This window comes from Micromonospora sp. WMMA1363 (assembly GCF_030345795.1).
Lineage (GTDB): Bacteria > Actinomycetota > Actinomycetes > Mycobacteriales > Micromonosporaceae > Micromonospora.
The window spans coordinates 2,277,171-2,294,221 of record NZ_JAUALB010000001.1 but is presented as its reverse complement, the minus strand read 5'-3'; the positions used below and the strand labels follow the sequence as shown (position 1 = coordinate 2,294,221).

The 17,051-nt window shown below is 73.1% G+C and carries 22 protein-coding genes; 21 read left to right on the top strand and 1 reads right to left on the bottom strand.

The window, feature by feature from the left end; genetic code table 11:
- Positions 1-194: 194 nt before the first annotated feature.
- The 14 genes from ftsZ (at position 195) to QTQ03_RS10365 (ending at position 11,257) form a co-directional block, all read left to right on the top strand.
- The gene (ftsZ, locus tag QTQ03_RS10430) at positions 195-1,310 is read left to right on the top strand and encodes a cell division protein FtsZ (protein ID WP_289277823.1); all 1,116 of its coding nucleotides are present in this window, start codon (positions 195-197) and stop codon (positions 1,308-1,310) included.
- A 9-nt stretch (positions 1,311-1,319) separates the two neighbouring features.
- Positions 1,320-2,066 carry a YggS family pyridoxal phosphate-dependent enzyme gene (locus QTQ03_RS10425; protein WP_289277822.1) on the top strand — a complete coding sequence of 249 codons (747 nt, stop codon included), beginning with the start codon at positions 1,320-1,322 and terminating at the stop codon, positions 2,064-2,066.
- Positions 2,067-2,259: 193 nt separating this feature from the next.
- Positions 2,260-2,952: a cell division protein SepF gene (locus tag QTQ03_RS10420; RefSeq protein ID WP_289277821.1), complete on the top strand. Its 693-nt coding sequence runs from the start codon at positions 2,260-2,262 to the stop codon at positions 2,950-2,952.
- A gap of 31 nt (positions 2,953-2,983) precedes the next feature.
- Positions 2,984-3,289 (top strand): YggT family protein, encoded by a 306-nt coding sequence (locus QTQ03_RS10415; RefSeq protein WP_289277820.1) that lies wholly within the window; start codon positions 2,984-2,986, stop codon positions 3,287-3,289.
- Between the two features lie 44 nt (positions 3,290-3,333).
- A complete protein-coding gene (locus tag QTQ03_RS10410) occupies positions 3,334-4,137 on the top strand; it encodes a DivIVA domain-containing protein (protein WP_289277819.1) in 804 nt (267 codons plus the stop codon).
- A gap of 60 nt (positions 4,138-4,197) precedes the next feature.
- Positions 4,198-4,797, top strand: a complete 600-nt coding sequence (locus QTQ03_RS10405; RefSeq protein WP_289277818.1) for a hypothetical protein — start codon at positions 4,198-4,200, stop codon at positions 4,795-4,797.
- A complete protein-coding gene (locus QTQ03_RS10400) occupies positions 4,784-5,116 on the top strand; it encodes a DUF167 domain-containing protein (protein ID WP_502889733.1) in 333 nt (110 codons plus the stop codon). The genes QTQ03_RS10405 and QTQ03_RS10400 overlap by 14 nt, the downstream gene beginning before the upstream one ends.
- Positions 5,117-5,633: 517 nt before the next feature.
- Positions 5,634-6,053, top strand: coding sequence for a TraR/DksA family transcriptional regulator (locus QTQ03_RS10390; protein WP_289277816.1), 420 nt, complete (start codon positions 5,634-5,636; stop codon positions 6,051-6,053).
- A 66-nt stretch (positions 6,054-6,119) separates the two neighbouring features.
- Positions 6,120-6,830, top strand: a complete 711-nt coding sequence (gene lspA / locus QTQ03_RS10385) for a signal peptidase II (RefSeq protein ID WP_289277815.1) — start codon at positions 6,120-6,122, stop codon at positions 6,828-6,830.
- Complete coding sequence (locus QTQ03_RS10380; protein WP_289277814.1) at positions 6,827-7,771, top strand: RluA family pseudouridine synthase; 945 nt, start codon at positions 6,827-6,829, stop codon at positions 7,769-7,771. The genes lspA and QTQ03_RS10380 overlap by 4 nt, the downstream gene beginning before the upstream one ends.
- A gap of 47 nt (positions 7,772-7,818) precedes the next feature.
- Complete coding sequence (locus QTQ03_RS30640) at positions 7,819-8,184, top strand: hypothetical protein (protein ID WP_502889732.1); 366 nt, start codon at positions 7,819-7,821, stop codon at positions 8,182-8,184.
- Positions 8,151-8,828, top strand: a complete 678-nt coding sequence (locus QTQ03_RS30635; RefSeq protein ID WP_502889731.1) for a hypothetical protein — start codon at positions 8,151-8,153, stop codon at positions 8,826-8,828. Before QTQ03_RS30640 ends, QTQ03_RS30635 begins: the two co-directional genes overlap by 34 nt.
- A gap of 124 nt (positions 8,829-8,952) precedes the next feature.
- Entirely contained in the window at positions 8,953-10,329 is a 1,377-nt protein-coding gene (locus QTQ03_RS10370) for an AAA family ATPase (RefSeq protein WP_289277813.1), read from the top strand.
- 55 nt (positions 10,330-10,384) lie between these two features.
- A complete protein-coding gene (locus tag QTQ03_RS10365; RefSeq protein WP_289277812.1) occupies positions 10,385-11,257 on the top strand; it encodes a DUF2567 domain-containing protein in 873 nt (290 codons plus the stop codon).
- Here QTQ03_RS10365 and QTQ03_RS10360 read toward each other — a convergent pair.
- The gene (locus QTQ03_RS10360) at positions 11,172-11,876 is read right to left on the bottom strand and encodes an LON peptidase substrate-binding domain-containing protein (RefSeq protein WP_289277811.1); all 705 of its coding nucleotides are present in this window, start codon (positions 11,874-11,876) and stop codon (positions 11,172-11,174) included. The genes QTQ03_RS10365 and QTQ03_RS10360 overlap by 86 nt on opposite strands.
- Positions 11,877-11,982: 106 nt before the next feature.
- Here QTQ03_RS10360 and hisD point away from each other — a divergent pair, with 106 nt between their 5' ends.
- From hisD to priA, 7 genes are read left to right on the top strand one after another with little or no spacing between them, the layout of a single operon-like run.
- The gene (gene hisD, locus QTQ03_RS10355) at positions 11,983-13,305 is read left to right on the top strand and encodes a histidinol dehydrogenase (protein ID WP_289277810.1); all 1,323 of its coding nucleotides are present in this window, start codon (positions 11,983-11,985) and stop codon (positions 13,303-13,305) included.
- On the top strand, positions 13,302-14,387 hold the full coding sequence (locus QTQ03_RS10350; RefSeq protein ID WP_289277809.1) for a histidinol-phosphate transaminase: 1,086 nt from the start codon (positions 13,302-13,304) through the stop codon (positions 14,385-14,387). The genes hisD and QTQ03_RS10350 overlap by 4 nt, the downstream gene beginning before the upstream one ends.
- A 56-nt stretch (positions 14,388-14,443) precedes the next feature.
- The gene (gene hisB / locus QTQ03_RS10345) at positions 14,444-15,055 is read left to right on the top strand and encodes an imidazoleglycerol-phosphate dehydratase HisB (protein ID WP_289277808.1); all 612 of its coding nucleotides are present in this window, start codon (positions 14,444-14,446) and stop codon (positions 15,053-15,055) included.
- Positions 15,056-15,113: 58 nt separating this feature from the next.
- On the top strand, positions 15,114-15,287 hold the full coding sequence (locus tag QTQ03_RS10340) for a CG2302 family histidine operon protein (protein ID WP_502889730.1): 174 nt from the start codon (positions 15,114-15,116) through the stop codon (positions 15,285-15,287).
- Positions 15,284-15,916 (top strand): imidazole glycerol phosphate synthase subunit HisH, encoded by a 633-nt coding sequence (gene hisH, locus QTQ03_RS10335; RefSeq protein ID WP_289277806.1) that lies wholly within the window; start codon positions 15,284-15,286, stop codon positions 15,914-15,916. Before QTQ03_RS10340 ends, hisH begins: the two co-directional genes overlap by 4 nt.
- 33 nt (positions 15,917-15,949) lie before the next feature.
- A complete protein-coding gene (locus QTQ03_RS10330; protein WP_289277805.1) occupies positions 15,950-16,273 on the top strand; it encodes a hypothetical protein in 324 nt (107 codons plus the stop codon).
- 14 nt (positions 16,274-16,287) lie between these two features.
- Positions 16,288-17,013, top strand: coding sequence for a bifunctional 1-(5-phosphoribosyl)-5-((5-phosphoribosylamino)methylideneamino)imidazole-4-carboxamide isomerase/phosphoribosylanthranilate isomerase PriA (gene priA, locus QTQ03_RS10325; RefSeq protein WP_289277804.1), 726 nt, complete (start codon positions 16,288-16,290; stop codon positions 17,011-17,013).
- Positions 17,014-17,051 lie beyond the last annotated feature (38 nt).

Genomic DNA, 17,051 nt, shown 5'->3' with positions numbered 1-17,051 from the left:
TGGTTGCTTGGCTCATCGGGCCGGGGCGCTTACCTTGCCCCGAAGAGGATCAGTGGTTGACATAACTGTAACCCTCTAGTAGAGGGTGAGGGTTTAGGCCCGAGCCCCTGCTGGTGAACAGCGCCCGTCGACCGCTATCCGGCCAAGCCGTGTGGGCCCGCCCATGCCAATCTCGAGGGGGAAAGGACCTTCAGATGACACCTCCGCACAACTACCTGGCGGTCATCAAGGTCGTCGGCATCGGGGGCGGTGGCGTGAACGCCGTCAACCGAATGATCGAGGTTGGGCTCAAGGGCGTCGAGTTCATCGCGATCAACACCGATGCGCAGGCGCTGCTGATGAGCGACGCCGACGTCAAGCTCGACGTCGGCCGGGAGCTGACCCGTGGTCTGGGCGCCGGGGCCAATCCGGATGTCGGCAAGAACGCCGCCGAGGACCACCGTGACGAGATCGAGGAGGTCCTCAAGGGAGCCGACATGGTCTTCGTGACCTGCGGCGAGGGCGGCGGCACGGGTACCGGTGGGGCGCCCGTGGTGGCGAACATCGCCCGCAAGCTCGGCGCGCTCACCATCGGTGTGGTCACCCGGCCGTTCTCCTTCGAGGGCAAGCGCCGCCAGGTGCAGGCCGAGGCCGGCATCGACGAGTTGCGTAACCAGTGCGACACGCTGATCGTGATCCCGAACGACCGGCTGCTCGCACTCGGCGACCGCAACATCTCCATGATGGACGCCTTCCGGACGGCGGACCAGGTGCTTCTCTCCGGCGTTCAGGGGATCACCGACCTGATCACCACCCCGGGTCTGATCAATCTGGACTTCGCCGACGTCAAGAGCGTCATGAGCGGCGCCGGCAGCGCCCTCATGGGCATCGGCAGCGCCCGCGGGGAGAACCGTGCGGTGGAGGCGGCCGAGGCGGCCATCTCGAGTCCACTGCTGGAGCAGAGTATGGACGGTGCGCGGGGCGTTCTGCTCTCCATCGCCGGCGGTTCCGACCTCGGCCTGTTCGAGATCAACGATGCCGCTCAGTTGGTCACCGACGCGGCGCACCCGGACGCGAACATCATCTTCGGCGCGGTCATCGACGACGCGCTCGGCGACGAGGTGCGGGTCACCGTCATCGCGGCCGGCTTCGACGGCGGTGCTCCCGCGTACAAGGCGACCGAGCCGGCGCGCAAGACCAACCAGAACCAGCCAGCGCAGCCTGCCACACCGGTCCCGCCACCGGTCGCCGTACCAGCCCCGCAGCCGTCACCCCGCCGGGTCCTCTTCGACGATGTCGACGTTCCCGATTTCCTCAAGAACGGATCCTGAGTCCTGCTGATGACCGACAGCTCCGCCCCGGTACGCCCCGACCGGCGGGTCGAACTCGCCGCCGGCCTCGCCCGGGTCCGCGCCCGGATCGCCGACGCCTGTGCCGCCGCGGGCCGGGACCGCGACGAGGTGACCATGATCGCGGTGACCAAGACGTACCCGGCCGGCGACGTGGTCGCGCTGGCCGGGCTCGGGGTCACCGATGTGGGGGAGAACCGCGACCAGGAGGCGTCCGCCAAGGCGGCCGAGGTGGCGGCGGCCGGGGCGGCGCCCCGGTGGCACTTCATCGGCCAGCTGCAGCGCAACAAGGCGAAGTCGGTGGTCCGGTACGCCGACGTGGTGCAGTCTGTCGACAGTGTCCGGCTGGCGCGGGCACTGGATGCGGCATCGGCGGCCGGCCGGGATCGGCCGGTGGATGTACTCGTCCAGGTCAGCATCGACGGTGCAGCTGCCCGCGGCGGCGCGCTGCCCGGGTCCGCCGACCCCGACGTCGGGCTCGACCCGGTGGCCGAGGCGGTGGTCGGCGCCTCCGGGCTGCGGCTCGGCGGCCTGATGGCGGTGGCGCCGCAGGGCTGGGAACCGGAGCGGGCGTTCGCCCGGCTGGCGGAGGTGGCCGCCGGATTCCGCGCTCAGTATCCGGCGGCGACGGCGCTTTCGGCGGGAATGAGCGGTGACCTGGAAACGGCGATCAGGTACGGCGCGACACAAGTCCGGGTGGGCAGCGCGTTGCTCGGAATGCGTTCCACGCTGCGGTAGCCTGGCCGCCGGAGGAGCAAATTACAACGGTGTTGTTTGGTGAGGGCGGCATCCCGGATCGGGGGTCGTGGCGGGCGACGCGAATCGCGCGCTGTGGGATTGCCGGTTCGGTCCGGTGGGCAGAGATGATCCACTTGCGACAGGCGACACGGCACGGGGGCGCGTGCCGCACGGCGGACGGGAAGGGCGCGGGATGGGTGCGCTGCGCAAGGCGGGGGTCTGGCTCGGTCTGGTCGAGGAGGACGACGAGCGGGCATACGACGACGGTGGCTACGACAAGGGCGGCTACCGCGACTCGCGGTACCGGTCGAGCCGGTACGCCGAGGAGTTCGCCGACGAGGACGAGGACGACGCCGAGGATCCCCCGGCGCCCCGGCCGCGGCTCGGTGACCGGGGCCGGCTCACCGAGCGGGCCGCGCGGTCGGGTGACGGCGAGCGGGCCGAGGCCGAGCGGTCGGAGCGGATGGAGCGGTCCAGCGTCCGGTCCATCACCCGGTCCGTCGGCTCCGAGACGTCGGGTGCCCTGACCTACCACACCCGCGACAGCCTGGCCCTGGCACCGCAGACGCAGGTCCGTGAGCGCATGGCCGCGGCGGACGAGGAGCAGCGGTACCAGATCACCACGCTGCACCCCACCACCTACCGCGAGGCGCGCACCATCGGCGAGCACTTCCGCGACGGCGTTCCGGTGATCATCAACCTCACCGAGATGGACGAAGCGGACGCCCGGCGGCTGGTCGATTTCGCCGCGGGTCTGGCCTTCGGGCTGCGCGGTACCATCGAGCGCGTGACCAATCGGGTGTTCCTGCTCTCACCGGCCAACGTCCAGGTCACTGCGGAGGACAAGGCCAAGATCGCTGAGGGCGGCTTTTTCAGTCTCAGTTGATCCCGCCCGAGTGCAAGGGACGTCGCCTGTCGTGTTGTCGATCGTGTTCCAGGTTCTGTACCTGATCCTATATGTCTTCCTTTTGCTTCTTCTGTCCCGATTCGTGTTGAGCGCCGTTCTTCAGTACGGCCGGCGGTGGCAACCGGGACGTGGCGCCTCGGCCGGACTGGAAACCGTGTGGAGCGTCACTGATCCCCCTCTCCACGCGTTGAGGCGTGTGATCCCTCCGCTGCGAATTGGTACCGTGAGCATCGACCTGGCCTCCCTTGTGCTCCTGGTTATCCTGTTCGTGCTGATGAGGTTTGTGTTAGAACCGGCGATCATCAGGACCGCCTGATGACCGACGCGCTTTCGCGGCCGCAACTGACCCGAGGAGTTTCGATGCCGCTGACCCCGGCCGACGTACACAACGTCGCCTTCAAGAAACCGCCGATCGGCAAGCGGGGGTATGACGAGGAGGAGGTCGACGCCTTCCTGGACGAGGTCGAGCGCGAGCTCGCCCGTCTCATCGAGGAGAACAACGAACTGCGCGCCCAGGTGGAGCGCGGCGGCCGCGGCGGCGCCCCCGCCGGTCCCGGTGGCGATGCCCGGCTCGCCGCCGAGCTCAACGAGGTCAAGACCCAGCTCGACCGGGTGCAGCGGGACAAGGCCGCCGCCGAGCAGGCTGCCCGTGCGATGCAGGCGGAGCTGGAGCAGGTCCGCGCCGGCGGTGGCCCGGCGGCGGGTGCCGACGGCGAGCAGCAGGCGCTGAGGGTGCTGATGATGGCTCAGCGGACGGCAGACGACCACGTTTCCGACGCCCGCCGCGAGGCTGACCAGCTGCTCTCCGAGGCCCGTACCAAGGCCGAGGAGGTCACCCGTGAGGCGCGCGCCAAGGCCGACGCCCTCGAGCGTGACGCCCGGCAGCGGCACCAGGAGGCCATGGGTGGTCTCGACGCCAAGCGCACCGCCCTGCAGAAGCACATCGAGGAGCTCAAGCAGTTCGAGCGCGAGTACCGCACCCGCCTCAAGGCCTACCTCGAGAGTCAGTTGCGTGACCTCGACGGTCGTGGCCAGGGCTTGGATGTCGAGATGAACCGGACCGACAGTGGCGGTCGTGTCGCTGGCGGCAACGGCCTCGCCACGGCCGGTCTCGCTAACTCCTACGGTGGCGGTCGTTCCGGCGCCCTGGAATCCGGTCGCTGATCACCGGCCGGCGACGGTCGTCGGCCTCGGCGCATCGGTGCGACGCGGCGGGGGTGAGCCGTGATAATCGCCAGTCTCCTGCTCATCCTTCTCGCGGTGGTGCTGCTGGTGATCGGCCTGGCCAGCGGCACCAGCCTGTTGCTGGTCGTCTCCATCGCGGCCAGCCTGCTGGCCGCCGTCGCGCTGGTCGCGGGTGCCCGCCAGGTGGCCGCGGCGCGGGCGACGGCGGAGCGGATCCGGTCCCGCACCCGCCAGCCCACCACGGCCGACGGGCACGGGACCGGCCCGGGCTCGAGCATCCCCGCCCCACCCGTTCCTCAAGCAACGGACGACGGCGGCGTCGGGTGGCGGCAACCACCCGATCCGCCGGCTGCCGACACCCCGCCCTCGGGCCGACCGACCGGTGACGAGCCGGCCGTGCAGGAGGTCCCTCCACAGAACGCCGCGCGGCTGGCCCGCCTCGACCATCAGGTGCGGGTGATCGATGGGCGCCCCCGGTACCACCGTGACGGGTGTCCGAACCTCGACGGGTGGGCGCACGAGCCGCTACCGGTGGCCGAGGCCGTCGAGCTCGGCTTCACGCCCTGCGCCAGCTGTGGACCGGCCGCCGCCCCGCTGGCCGAGGGTGGGTGGCTCCCCAGCGGCGGTGCGGGTGGCTGACCCGCGGGCCGGCCGCGCCGCGCCGGATTCCGGTGAGCCGCTTACCGTCGCGGTCCGGGTCAAGCCGGGCTCCGCCCGTGCCCGTGTCGGTGGCCGTTTCGACGGCCCGCACGGTCCCGCCCTCGTCGTCGCGGTGACCGCCCCCGCGGTGGACGGCCGAGCCACCGAGGCGGCCCGGCGGGCGGTGGCCGACGCGTTGGGCGTTCGCCCAGCGGCGGTCGCGTTGCGCGCCGGTGCGGCCAGCCGCGACAAGCTGTTCCTCGTCGACGGAGTCACCCGGGACCTGATCGGGGTGCTGCGCCGCCTCCGCGACGGATGAGTGCGGCCGACGCGGACCGCCCGTGACGCCCGGCATGGACCTGATCCAGGCAGCTGGTATACCGGCTGGCCGGGGTGCGCGTGGTTGAGCTGTGGCTGCCGCTGGGCGTGGCGGTGACGCTAATGCTGCGCGACGGAGCGGGGTTCGTGTCGGGGCTGGACACCCGGGACCGGTGACAGCCTGCTGATCGTGGACGCACGGGTGCGGGACGAATCGGAGCGACGGCTGCGTGCGGTCAGCCGGTAGGACCGCCTGGCCGGTGGTTTGGTGAGTACGGCGCGGATCACGATACTTGATCTGCTAGCGTTCCTTTTGCCCTGAAATGGCATAACGCAGGGTCGTGCGGCGAGGCGTCGGTGCGGCACGTTGTCGGACGCCTGTACGTTCCGTATCCTTGCCAACCTCCGGAGTGCGTCGCCTGTGGTGGCGCGCCCGTTTCGTACCTGGGGGCGCCGAACGCGGCGACCCCTGTCCAGGTGCCGCGGTCCGCCGCGGCTCCGCGGCCGAGGGAGCGACGATGGCGAAGCCAGCCGACACCAGGACCGCCGGCCGTAAGCCGGTGGTCAAGGCCACCCGCAGCGCGGCGGAGACCGAGAAGATCCGAGCGGCCCTGGCGGCGCGGCGCGACGAGCTGCGCGCCGAGTACGATCAGACGCTGAGTGAGATCACCGAGCTGCAGCGCGACCGGCTGACCGACTCGGCCGGGGACGACCAGGCCGACACCGGCACCAAAACGTTCGAGCGGGAGCAGGAGATCTCCCTCGCCAACAGCATCCTGGAACGGATCACGCAGGTCGAGCGGGCGCTGGAGCGGCTCGACGAGGGTGGTTACGGCTGGTGCGAGCGGTGCGGCACGCCGATCCCGGTGGAGCGGCTCGCCGCTTTCCCGTCGGCCACCCTCTGCGTGACCTGCAAGCAGCTGGCGGAGCGGCGTTGAGGCCCGCTGCCCAGCGGCGGAGAGAAGGCGGCGCCCGGCGCCGCCGCGAGCGTCGATGGGGAGCAGATGACCGCAGGACCGACCCCCGGATCCGGTCGCGCCGAGACGGCCGGCCAGCACGGGCCCGCCGGTGACGCCGGGCCCGCCGATCCGGCCGATCCGTCGGACCCGCAGGGCAGGCGCCCGCCACGGCGGCGTGCCGTGGCGGTCCTGCTCGGCGTGGGGCTGACGGCCTTCGCCGTCGACCTGTTCACCAAGCATCTGGCGCTGCGGACGCTGGAGGACCGGGAGCCGGTCGAGCTGCTCGGCGGCCTGGTCTACCTCAGCCTCACCCGCAACAGCGGCGCGGCGTGGAGTATCGGTGCCGACTACACCTGGGTCTTCCCGCTGATCACCGTCGGGGTGGTCGGCTGGATCCTCTGGATGGCGCTACGACTGCGCTCCCTGCCCTGGGCGATCTCGCTCGGCCTGGTGCTCGGCGGGGCCCTCGGCAACCTGACCGACCGGATCTTCCGCGCCCCGGGTTGGTTCGTCGGCCATGTGGTCGACATGGTTAGCCTTTTCGATCCGTACGGGCGGGTGTGGCCGGTGTTCAACGTGGCTGACAGTGCCCTGGTCTGCGGGGTGATCCTCGCGGTGCTGCTCGAGCTGACCGGTCGACAGCGGGACGGCAGCCGGCTTGGCCGGGACGGGCGCCCCACGACGGCCGGTGATCCGGCCCTCCCGGCCGGTGACGGGCCCTCGCCGGCCGGCGAACAGCCGCAGGGGCGGCCGTGACCTCGGCCTACGCGACTGGCGGCGACCACCGCTCGCTGCCGGTGCCGGACGGCCTGGACGGCCTGCGGCTCGACCAGGCCGTCGCCCGGCTCTTCGGACTCTCCCGGACGACCGCCGCGGCGCTGGTCGACGCCGGCGCCGCGCTGGTGGACGGCGTGGTCCGGGCCAACTCGCACAAGGTCCGGGCCGGGTCCTGGCTGGAGGTGACACTGCCCGCGCCGGCAGCACCCCCCGCGGTGGTGCCGCGCGCGGTGCCCGGCCTGCGGGTGGTGTACGCCGACGGCGACATCGTCGTGGTGGACAAGCCGGTCGGCGTCGCCGCCCACCCCAGCCCCGGTTGGACCGGCCCGACCGTGGTCGGCGGGCTCGCCGCGATCGGCCACCGCATCTCGACCAGCGGTGCGGCCGAGCGGCAGGGCGTCGTGCACCGCCTCGACGTGGGCACCACGGGCATCATGGTGGTGGCCAAGAGCGAGCAGGCGTACACGGTGTTGAAACGGGCGTTCAAGTACCGCGAGGTGGAGAAGCGCTACCACGCGGTGGTGCAGGGTCATCTGGACCCGCTGCGCGGCACCGTCGACGCCCCGATCGATCGGCACCCGCACCACGACTACCGCTGGGCGGTGGTCTCCGGGGGCAAGCCGAGCATCACCCACTACGACACCCTGGAGGCGTTCCCGGCGGCGAGCCTCGTCGACGTCCGGCTGGAGACCGGCCGTACCCACCAGATCCGGGTGCACTTCTCGACCTTGCGTCACCCCTGCGTGGGCGACCTCACGTATGGCGCCGATCCCACCCTCGCCGTCCGACTCGGCCTGGATCGGCAATGGCTGCACGCGCGGGAGTTGGGGTTCCGTCATCCCGGGACGGGGGACGAGGTGCGCTTCGTCAGCGACTATCCAGACGATCTGGGCCGCGCGCTGGCGCTCCTGCGGGACTGACCGCGGCGGCGACCGCCCAGCCGATCCGACGAGGGGGACCTTCGCCCGTGCGCGCCGGTGACCTGCGTCAGGTGGACCAGCAGCCGCCGCCCCGCCTGGTCGGTGCCGTGGGTCGGCCGGGCCACGGCCGGACCCGGCCCCCGATGCTGCCCACGGCCGCGTTGCTCTCCTGCGTCGCCGTGTTGCTGGCTGCCGGGTGGGTCACCGCCGACCGGCCGGTCAGCGACCGAATGGTGGGCGACCGAATGGTGGGCGACCGAACGGTGGGCGAGGTTACCAGGGTCGGGGTGGTCGGCGGGGAATCCATCCCGGGCTACGTCCGGGCCGCCGCCACCGACCTGGCGGCTCTGTCGGCCCCCACCCGCCGGCCGGCGACGGCATGTACGCGCTGGTGTCGCTCTCGGCGTATCTGATCCCGCAGTCGACCGCCGCCGTCCTCGGCGACGTGCCGGTCGCCGCCGTCTTCGGGCGGGTGCCGTTGCCCGAGTGGCAGACCGAACTCCTTCGCATCGACGTGCAGCGGCTGCCGGACGACGCGGTCGCCGCGATGGCCGACGTCGCTGACCGCAAGGACCGGAAGGCGGCCGACTACCGGACCCGGGCAGCCGCGTTGACCGGCAGCGGGCCCGAGATCCGCGAGCTGCGCCGGTTGTACGTCAGCGGCGCCCAGGTGGCGGCGGAGGCCGCCGCATTCCGCGCGGGGTGCGCCTGCGTCTACGCCGCGGTGGTCCGTGCGGAACCGGCCGCCCTGCGCCGGGTGGCGTCTCGACCGGGGGTGCGGGTGGTGGACCCAGCGCCGGAGGTGCGTCGGCTCGACCGCACGGTCTTCACACCGCCGTTACCGGAGCAGGAGGAGATCGTGAGTCCACCGACCGACAGTGCCCTGCCCGCACCGGTGCTGACACCCGCGTCACCGTCGGTGGATCCGGCCCCGACCCCACCCGTCGGGTCGGCGCCCGGTGTCGGTACTCGCTCCGGACCGGCACCGGAGGTGACGGATTCATCACCAGTTCCGTTGGATCCGACCTTGCCGCCGGGCACCCTGCCCCGGCAGTGACCTCGACGAACGTCGGTGACGGCGGGCCGTTGGAGCCCACCTGCGGACAGTGGGCGGCCCGGCGAATGCGTAGGTCGGTGTAGCCCGAATCGGATTTCGTTCGTAGCCTGTCAGGCGGAGCAGGATGGCGTCGGGAGGGCGAGCCGTGGAGGGCAGCGAGACCGGCTGGGGACGGCCGGCCGAACCGGCACCGAGGTGGCGGGCGCTGCTCGACCGGGCGCGGCTGGGTGGCCGCTCCGCCGAGCAGGGCGAGCCGGACCGGCGGGCCGACGCCTCGCCGCCCGAGCCGGCGCGACGGCGCGGTGCCGGCCACGCCGGCCGGGCACCGGCTGGCGGACCCCCCGCCGAGCTGTCGTACGGCGCGGCGGCCCCGCCCTACGAGACGAACCCGCGGGGCGACGTGGGCCACCGCGCCGAGGCGACCTACCGGCCGGACCCTGCGTATCGGGCGGACCCTGCGTATCGGGCGGACCCTGCGTATCGGGCGCCGGCCCCGGAACCACGGTACGGCGAGCCCGAGCCGCCGCCTGTGCAGTCGCGGTACGCACTGCTCGACAACGGCTACCGGCACGCGCCGGCCGAGCAGCATCACGCGCCGGCGGGGAACGGGTACCAGCCCGAGCCCGCGTACGCTCCGTCGGCCGTCGACCGGGGCTATGCACGGGTGGAGTGGCGCGCGCAGGCGGTGGAGAGCGAGCGGGAGCGGGCCGCCTCGGTGCTTCGGCGCGACCTGGGCGGCCCCCGGGTGCTCGCGTTCGCCAACCCCAAGGGCGGTGTGCACAAGACCACCGCGACCGTGCTGGCCGCGGCGACCGTCGGTGGCGTGCGCGGACGCGGTGTCCTGGCCTGGGACGACAACGAGCTGCGCGGCACGCTGGGGTTGCGCGCGGGCAGCGCCCGGCACGCGCGCACCATCCGGCACCTGATCGGCGACCTCGCGCACATCGAGATCAAGGACGGGCCGGAGCTGCTGGACGTCCTGGACGACTACCTCAGGCACGCCTCGGACGGTTCGTACGACGTGCTGGCCGGCGAGGAGAGCCCGCGCTTCGCCCAGCGCCTCGACCAGTTCACCGTGCGGCGGGTGCTGGAGCTGCTTCGGCGGACCCACGACGTGGTTTGCGTGGACACCGGCAACAACGTGGAGAGTGCCAACTGGCGTACCGTCATGCAGGCCGCCGACCAACTCGTGGTGACCACGGTGCCCCGGGAGGACGCCGCGTTCAGCGCGGACTGGATGCTTGATCTGCTGCACGAGGTGGGGATGGGTGAGCTCGCCGACAACGCGGTGACGCTGATTTCCTGCCCCACCCCGGGCCGCACCGACCTCCAGGCCGACCTGGAGCGTCACTTCGCTACCCGAACCCGGGCGGTGACCGTGGTGCCGTACGACCCGGTGCTGGAGTCCGGCTCCTCGATCGAGTATTACCAGCTCCATTCGGCGACCCGGGAGGCATGGCTGGCCGCGGCCGCCGTGATGCTGGAGCCGTTCGCCCGCTGAGGGGGTGTCGCCCACCGGCGCCCCGCGGGGTCGTCGCGCCTGGGAGGATCACGGGGTGAGCGCGGACACCCCCGATCCCGACCGGCCCCGTCCCGCGGCCGTGCCGCCGTTCGCCGGTCCGCCGGCGCAGGCCACCCCGCCCCCCGGGCACGCGCCTGACCCGACGGCCCCGATCGCACCGGCCGGGCCCGCCGGCCCGGTGGCGCCCTCCGCGAGCGAGACGCCCGACCCGCCGTACCCGACGGCCTGGTACGGCGGACCGCCCCCGACCTGGCCGGCGGCGCCGCGCCGGCCACGGATCGTGCGGGCCGTGGCGGCGGCGCTCGGACTGGTCGTGCTCGGCGTGCCACTCGGGCTGCTCTGGGCCGCGGTCGCGCCGGACACGCCGGTGGTGAAGACCGCTGCGGGCGCCATCTACGGCGAGCCGCAGCCCGAGCAGCCGATCGCCGCGGACGGGTGGTTCAGCCTGCTCGGCCTCGGCTTCGGTCTCCTGGCGGCGGCCCTGCTCTGGTTCGTGCTGCGCCGGGCGCGCGGGCCGGTTGGACTGGTCGCCGCAGTGCTCGGCGGGCTCGGCGCCGCACTGGTCGCCTGGCAGGTCGGCCGCCGGGTGGGGCTCGCCGACTACGAGCGGCTGTTGGCGACCGCGCCGGAGGGCCGGGCCTTCGGCAAGCCGGCTGACCTGCGGGCCGGCGGCGTCGAGTGGGTGCTGGGCGTGCTACCCGTGCCGTACGGCAACGTGCTGTTACCCGCGTTCGGGGCAGCCGTCGCGTACACCCTGCTGGCCGGCTGGTCCCGGTGGCCGTCGCTGCATCCGGAGCCGGAGCTACCCGGCGGGCCGGGCGTCAGTTGGGGGTCGGCGGTGAGGCCAACTCCCCCAGCGGAACCGGAACCGCCCGCACCTGGCGCAGCAGGGCCGCCTCGCGGTTGAGCAGCCGCAGCTCGGCGCGGAGCCGGGCCGCGGTGTCGCCGATGGCGAGCAGCCGCTGCCGGTCGGCGACGGTCAGCGCGGCGGTCGCGGCGACCAGGTGCGACAGCACCGTCGGGTCCTCCGGGAGCTGTTCGGAGAGTTCCGTCGGGTCGGCCCGGATCAGGCTCAGGTACTGCCGGAACACTGCGATCACGCGGGCGGCGAGCAGGTCGGCGGCCTCGTCCGGGCTGTCCGGCTCGGGCAGCCACTCGACCTCGGCGGTCAGGTAGGGCGCGGCGGCTCGGTCGACCTCGCCCAGCCGGAACCGCCGTCGGCCCACGGTGACGATGTCGAATCCTCCGTCTGGCAACTCGGTCACCTGCCGCAGCTCGGCCGTGCAGCCCACGTCGTGCAGCGTGAGGTCTCCGCCGCCGGGCAACGGGCGGCCGTCCGGCGCCTTCGGGGCCACCTCCCAGCCAGACCGGATCGCCACCACGCCGAACTCGCGTGGCGACCCCTCGGGGAGATCGACCAGGTGCCGGACCAGAGCGCGGTAGCGCTCCTCGAAGATGTGCAGCGGCAGCACCAGACCGGGGAAGAGGACGGTTCCGAGCGGAAACACCGGCAGCCGCGCAGTCACGCGTTGAGCGTAGCCCGATCTCGTCTCGGCGGCGTGTCCCGGTTCACCGTCCCGCCGTGCGGGCGGTGCCGGCCGGCGTCGGACGGATCCGCCTAGACTCGCAAGCGTGCTGAACCGGATCGACCTGCGCGGTGGCGTCGGTGACCCCCGCCACCTGCTGCCCCGTGCCCAGCTCGACGTGTCCGTGGCCGTCGAGCGGATCCGTCCGTTGGTGGAGGCGGTGCGGGAGCGTGGCTACCCGGCGATCCGGGAGGCGAGCGAGCGGTTCGACGGTGTCTCCCCGGAGGTGCTGCGGGTGCCCGCGGAGGCGATCGCCGGGGCCGAGGGGACGCTCGACGCGCAGGTGCGCGCCGCGCTGCTGGAGTCGATCAGCCGGGCCCGACGGGTGCACGCCGATCAGCGTCGCACCGACCACACCACCCAGGTGGTGCCGGGCGGCGCGGTCACCGAGCGTTGGGTGCCGGTCGACCGGGTGGGCCTCTACGTCCCCGGCGGCCTGGCGACGTATCCGTCGACGGTGGTGATGAACGTGGTGCCCGCCCAGGCCGCCGGGGTGCGCTCGCTGGTTGTGGTCAGCCCGCCGCAGCAGGAAAACGGGGGCCTGCCCGACCGGCGGGTGCTGGCGGCCTGTGCCCTGCTCGGGGTGGACGAGGTCTACGCCGTCGGTGGCGCGCAGGCGGTGGCGATGCTCGCGTACGGCGCGGCGGTGGACCCGACGGAAACGCTGCGCTGCGACCCGGTCGACATGATCACCGGTCCGGGCAACATCTGGGTCACCGCCGCCAAGCGGCTGCTGCGCGGCGTGGTCGGTATCGACGCTGAGGCCGGCCCCACCGAGATCGCCATCCTGGCCGACGACACCGCCGATCCGACGCACGTCGCCGCCGATCTGATCAGCCAGGCCGAGCACGACCCGCTCGCGGCGAGCGTGCTGGTCACCTCGTCGGTCGAGCTGGCCGACGCGGTCGACCGGGAACTGGCCCGCCAGGTCCCGGCGACCAAACACGCCGAGCGGGTCACCACGGCGCTGTCAGGGGAGCAGAGTGGCATCGTGCTCGTCGACGACGTGACGGCCGGGCTGCGGGTGGTCGACGCCTACGCGGCCGAGCACCTGGAGATCCAGACCCGGGACGCGCGGGAGTGGGCACTGCGGGTGCGCAACGCCGGCGCGATCTTCGTCGGCGCCTGGTCACCGGTGTCGCTCGGCGACTACTGCGCCGGCTCCAACCACGTGCTGCCCACCGGCGGCTGCGCCCGACACTCGTCGGGCCTGTCGGTGCAGTCGTTCCTGCGCGGCATCCACCTGGTGGACTACTCCCGGGAGGCGCTGCGCGAGGTGGCCCCGCACGTGGTCGCCCTGGCCACCGCCGAGGACCTCCCGGCCCACGGCCAGGCGGTCGGCGTGCGGTTCCCAGGGGACGCGCCGTGACCACGCTCGACGACCTGCCGATCCGCGACGACCTGCGGGGGCTGTCCCCGTACGGGGCGCCGCAGCTGGACGTGCCGGTCCGGTTGAACACCAACGAGAACTCGTACCCGGTGCCCGAGCCGGTGGCCGAGGCGATCGCGAAGGCGCTCGCGGCCCAGCTGCGTGACCTGAACCGCTACCCGGACCGCGACGCGGTGGCGCTCCGCGCTGACCTGGCGGCCTATCTGGGGCATGGGCTCACCGGTGACCACGTGTGGGCGGCGAATGGCTCCAACGAGGTCCAGCAGCAGCTGTTGCAGGTCTTCGGTGGGCCGGGACGCACCGCGCTCGGCTTCACGCCGGCGTACTCGATGCACCCGCTGCTGGCGCTCGGGACCGGCACCACATGGGTGCCCGCCCGACGCGGGGTCGACTTCGGACTGACCGCCGACGAGGCGGTGGCCCAGGTCCGGGAGCACCGGCCCGACGTGGTGTTCCTCTGCTCGCCCAACAACCCGACCGGGACCGCGCTCGACCCGGCGGTGGTGGCGGCGGTGCTTGACACCGCACCCGGCATGGTGGTGGTGGACGAGGCGTACGCCGAGTTCGCCCGGCCCGGCACGGCGAGCGCCCTCACGGTACTGTGCGGGCACCCCCGGCTGGTGGTCACCCGCACGATGAGCAAGGCGTTCGGGTTCGCGGGTGGGCGGCTGGGCTACCTCGCCGCAGACCCGGCGGTGGTGGCGGCCGTGCAGCTGGTGCGGCTGCCGTACCACCTGTCGGCGCTCACCCAGGCCGCCGCCCGCGCGGCCCTCGCGTCGCGGGACGCCCTGCTCGGCACGGTTTCGGCGATCATGAGCCAGCGGGATCGGATCGTGGCCGAGCTACGGGCCCGGGGCCACCGGGTGGCGGACAGCGACGCCAACTTCGTGCTCTTCGCCACCGGCGGTGACCAGGCCGCCGCCTGGCGCACCCTGCTCGGTGCCGGGGTTCTCGTCCGCGACGTCGGCCTGCCCGGCTGGCTGCGGGTCACCGCCGGAACCCCCGCCGAGACCGACGCCTTTCTCTCGGCGATGGACAAGCTGACGATGGAGAAGCTCTAGTGGGGGCGCGTGGAGTGAGTTCGCGAACCCCGCAGGCGCGACCGAAAGGCAAGGCAATGAACCGCACCGCCCGGATCGAGCGGGTCACCAAGGAGACCAAGGTGCTCGTCGAGATCGATCTCGACGGGACCGGCAAGGCTGACATCGAGACCGGCGTCGGCTTCTACGACCACATGCTGCACCAGATCGCCCGGCACGGCGGCATGGACCTCACCGTGCACACCGTCGGTGACCTGGAGATCGACGCCCACCACACGATGGAGGACACCGCGCTCGCCCTCGGCGCCGCGTTCGACCAGGCACTGGGAAACAAGGCCGGCATCCGACGGTACGGCTCGGCCACCGTCCCGATGGACGAGGTGCTGGTCCGCGCCGCCGTCGACCTGTCCGGCCGCCCGTACGTGGTGCACGACGAGCCGGCGCTCGCCCCGTACATCGGCCCGGTCTACCCGACCAGCATGACCCGGCACGTCTGGGAGTCGTTCGGCCAGGCGGCCCGGATCACCCTGCACGTCGACGTGCTGCGGGCGGCCCGGCCCGGCGGGCACCCGGATGCCCACCACGTGGTCGAGGCCCAGTTCAAGGCCGTCTCCCGGGCCCTGCGCGAGGCGACCTCGATCGACCCGCGTTCCTCCGGGATGGTGCCCAGCACGAAGGGGGCGCTGTGACGAGCGCGCGGAACACGGCGCGGCGGAGCACCGCGCTCGCGACCGGAGGATGGCGCTGATGGGCGGTCTACTGCCGATCCTGCTGCTGATCCTGGCCGGGGTGCTGGCCGGCGGGGTGCTGTCGCTGTACCGGCAAGCGGCCCCGCGCGGTGCCGTCGTGGTCACCGCGCTGCTCGCCGTGCTGGCGGCCGTCGCCGGCGGGCTGTGGCTGCTTCCGGGGGAGGGCTCATGAGCAGGGTCGTGGTGCTCGACTACGGGTCGGGCAACCTGCGCTCGGCGGAGCGGGCGCTCGCGGCCGCCGGCGCCGACGTGACGGTCACCGACGATCTGGCCGCCGCGGCCGCCGCGGACGGACTGGTGGTGCCCGGCGTGGGCGCCTTCGCCGCCTGCATGGCGGGGATCGAGACGCTCGGTGCCGGCCCGGTGATCGTCGAGCGGGTCGCCGCCGGTCGGCCGGTGCTCGGCGTCTGCGTCGGGATGCAGGTGCTCTTCGAGCATGGCGACGAGCACGGGGTGGTGTCCAAGGGCCTCGGGCTGCTGCCCGGCGGGGTGACGCGGTTGCCGGCCCGGCGGCTGCCGCACATGGGGTGGAACACGGTGCGTCCGCCCGCCGGCTCGGTGCTCTTCGCCGGCCTGGCCGAGGGCAGCCGGTTCTACTTCGTCCACTCGTACGCCGTGCGTGACGTGGCCGGGCTGGCCGCTGCCGGCGCCACGGTGACCACCGCCCACCACGAGGCGGACTTCGTCGCCGCGGTGGAACGCGGCCCGCTCTGTGCCGCGCAGTTCCACCCGGAGAAGTCCGCCGACACCGGTGCCGCGTTGCTGCGTAACTGGCTGGCCACCCTTCCCGCTGATGGCTGAGCCGATCGGTGGCGCTTCCGCTGGCGGTGCCCGGTGAGCAAGGAACGGGCGCGGCGCCGGGCGGCCCGGGAAGCGGAGGCGGCGCGCAACCGGGTGGCCCGCGAGCGGCAGCTCGCCCGGCGGGCCCGCCGGCGGGCGCTGGTCCGCCGCCTGACGCCCACCCTGCGCCGGGGGCGGACCGGCCGGTTGCCTCGACACAGCCGGGGGGAGCGCGCCGCGATCGTGCTGCTGACGGTGGCGGCGATCCTGCTGATCTGGTCTTTCGTGGACGATCTGGCGCTGCGGATCGCGCTGGTGGCACTCCTGCTGCTCGTACTGCCGGCGATCGTGGTGATCGCCCTGGACCGTCGTACCTGATTCGAGGAGAGACCGTGAGCCTCACCCTGTTGCCCGCCGTTGATGTCGCCGACGGCCAGGCCGTCCGCCTCGTGCAGGGCGCCGCCGGCAGCGAGACCACCTATGGCGACCCGCTGGAGGCCGCGCTCGCCTGGCAGCGAGACGGTGCCGGGTGGATCCACCTGGTCGATCTCGACGCGGCCTTCGGCCGCGGCTCCAACGCCGCCCTGCTCGCCGAGGTGGTGGGCCGGCTCGACGCCAGGGTCGAGCTGTCCGGCGGTATCCGGGACGACGCGTCGTTGCGTGCCGCGCTCACCACCGGGGCCGCCCGGGTGAACATCGGCACCGCGGCCCTGGAGGATCCCGAGTGGTGCGACCGGGTCTGCGGCGAGTACGGCGACCGCGTCGCGATCGGCCTCGACGTGCGCGGGCGTACCCTGTCCGCCCGGGGTTGGACCCGGGACGGCGGTGACCTCTGGGAGGTGCTGGAGCGTCTCGACAAGGCCGGCGCGTCGCGGTATGTGGTCACCGACATCACCAAGGACGGCACCATGCGTGGGCCGAACCTGGAGTTGCTGCGGGACGTCTGCGCCCGCACCGCCGCCCCGGTGATCGCCTCCGGCGGGGTGTCCACCCTTGACGACCTGCGTGCCCTCGCGGGGTTGGAGCCGGTCGGCGTGGAGGGTGTGATCGCCGGTAAGGCGCTCTACGCGGGTGCGTTCACCGTGGCCGAGGCGCTGGAGACGCTGGCCGCCGGCTGAGCGGTACTCGTCGCCGGCTGAGCGGTACTCGGTCCGCG

What these genes read in the sequence shown, in the direction of transcription:
- hisB (WP_289277808.1), top strand. Translation starts at nt 14,444, where the DNA reads ATGAACCGCACCGCCCGGATCGAGCGGGTCACCAAGGAGACCAAGGTG.
- QTQ03_RS10340 (WP_502889730.1), top strand. Translation starts at nt 15,114, where the DNA reads ATGGGCGGTCTACTGCCGATCCTGCTGCTGATCCTGGCCGGGGTGCTG.
- QTQ03_RS10420 (WP_289277821.1), top strand. Translation starts at nt 2,260, where the DNA reads ATGGGTGCGCTGCGCAAGGCGGGGGTCTGGCTCGGTCTGGTCGAGGAG.
- lspA (WP_289277815.1), top strand. Translation starts at nt 6,120, where the DNA reads ATGACCGCAGGACCGACCCCCGGATCCGGTCGCGCCGAGACGGCCGGC.
- QTQ03_RS10370 (WP_289277813.1), top strand. Translation starts at nt 8,953, where the DNA reads ATGGCGTCGGGAGGGCGAGCCGTGGAGGGCAGCGAGACCGGCTGGGGA.
- QTQ03_RS10410 (WP_289277819.1), top strand. Translation starts at nt 3,334, where the DNA reads ATGCCGCTGACCCCGGCCGACGTACACAACGTCGCCTTCAAGAAACCG.
- ftsZ (WP_289277823.1), top strand. Translation starts at nt 195, where the DNA reads ATGACACCTCCGCACAACTACCTGGCGGTCATCAAGGTCGTCGGCATC.
- QTQ03_RS30635 (WP_502889731.1), top strand. Translation starts at nt 8,151, where the DNA reads ATGTACGCGCTGGTGTCGCTCTCGGCGTATCTGATCCCGCAGTCGACC.
- QTQ03_RS10390 (WP_289277816.1), top strand. Translation starts at nt 5,634, where the DNA reads ATGGCGAAGCCAGCCGACACCAGGACCGCCGGCCGTAAGCCGGTGGTC.
- hisH (WP_289277806.1), top strand. Translation starts at nt 15,284, where the DNA reads ATGAGCAGGGTCGTGGTGCTCGACTACGGGTCGGGCAACCTGCGCTCG.
- QTQ03_RS10425 (WP_289277822.1), top strand. Translation starts at nt 1,320, where the DNA reads ATGACCGACAGCTCCGCCCCGGTACGCCCCGACCGGCGGGTCGAACTC.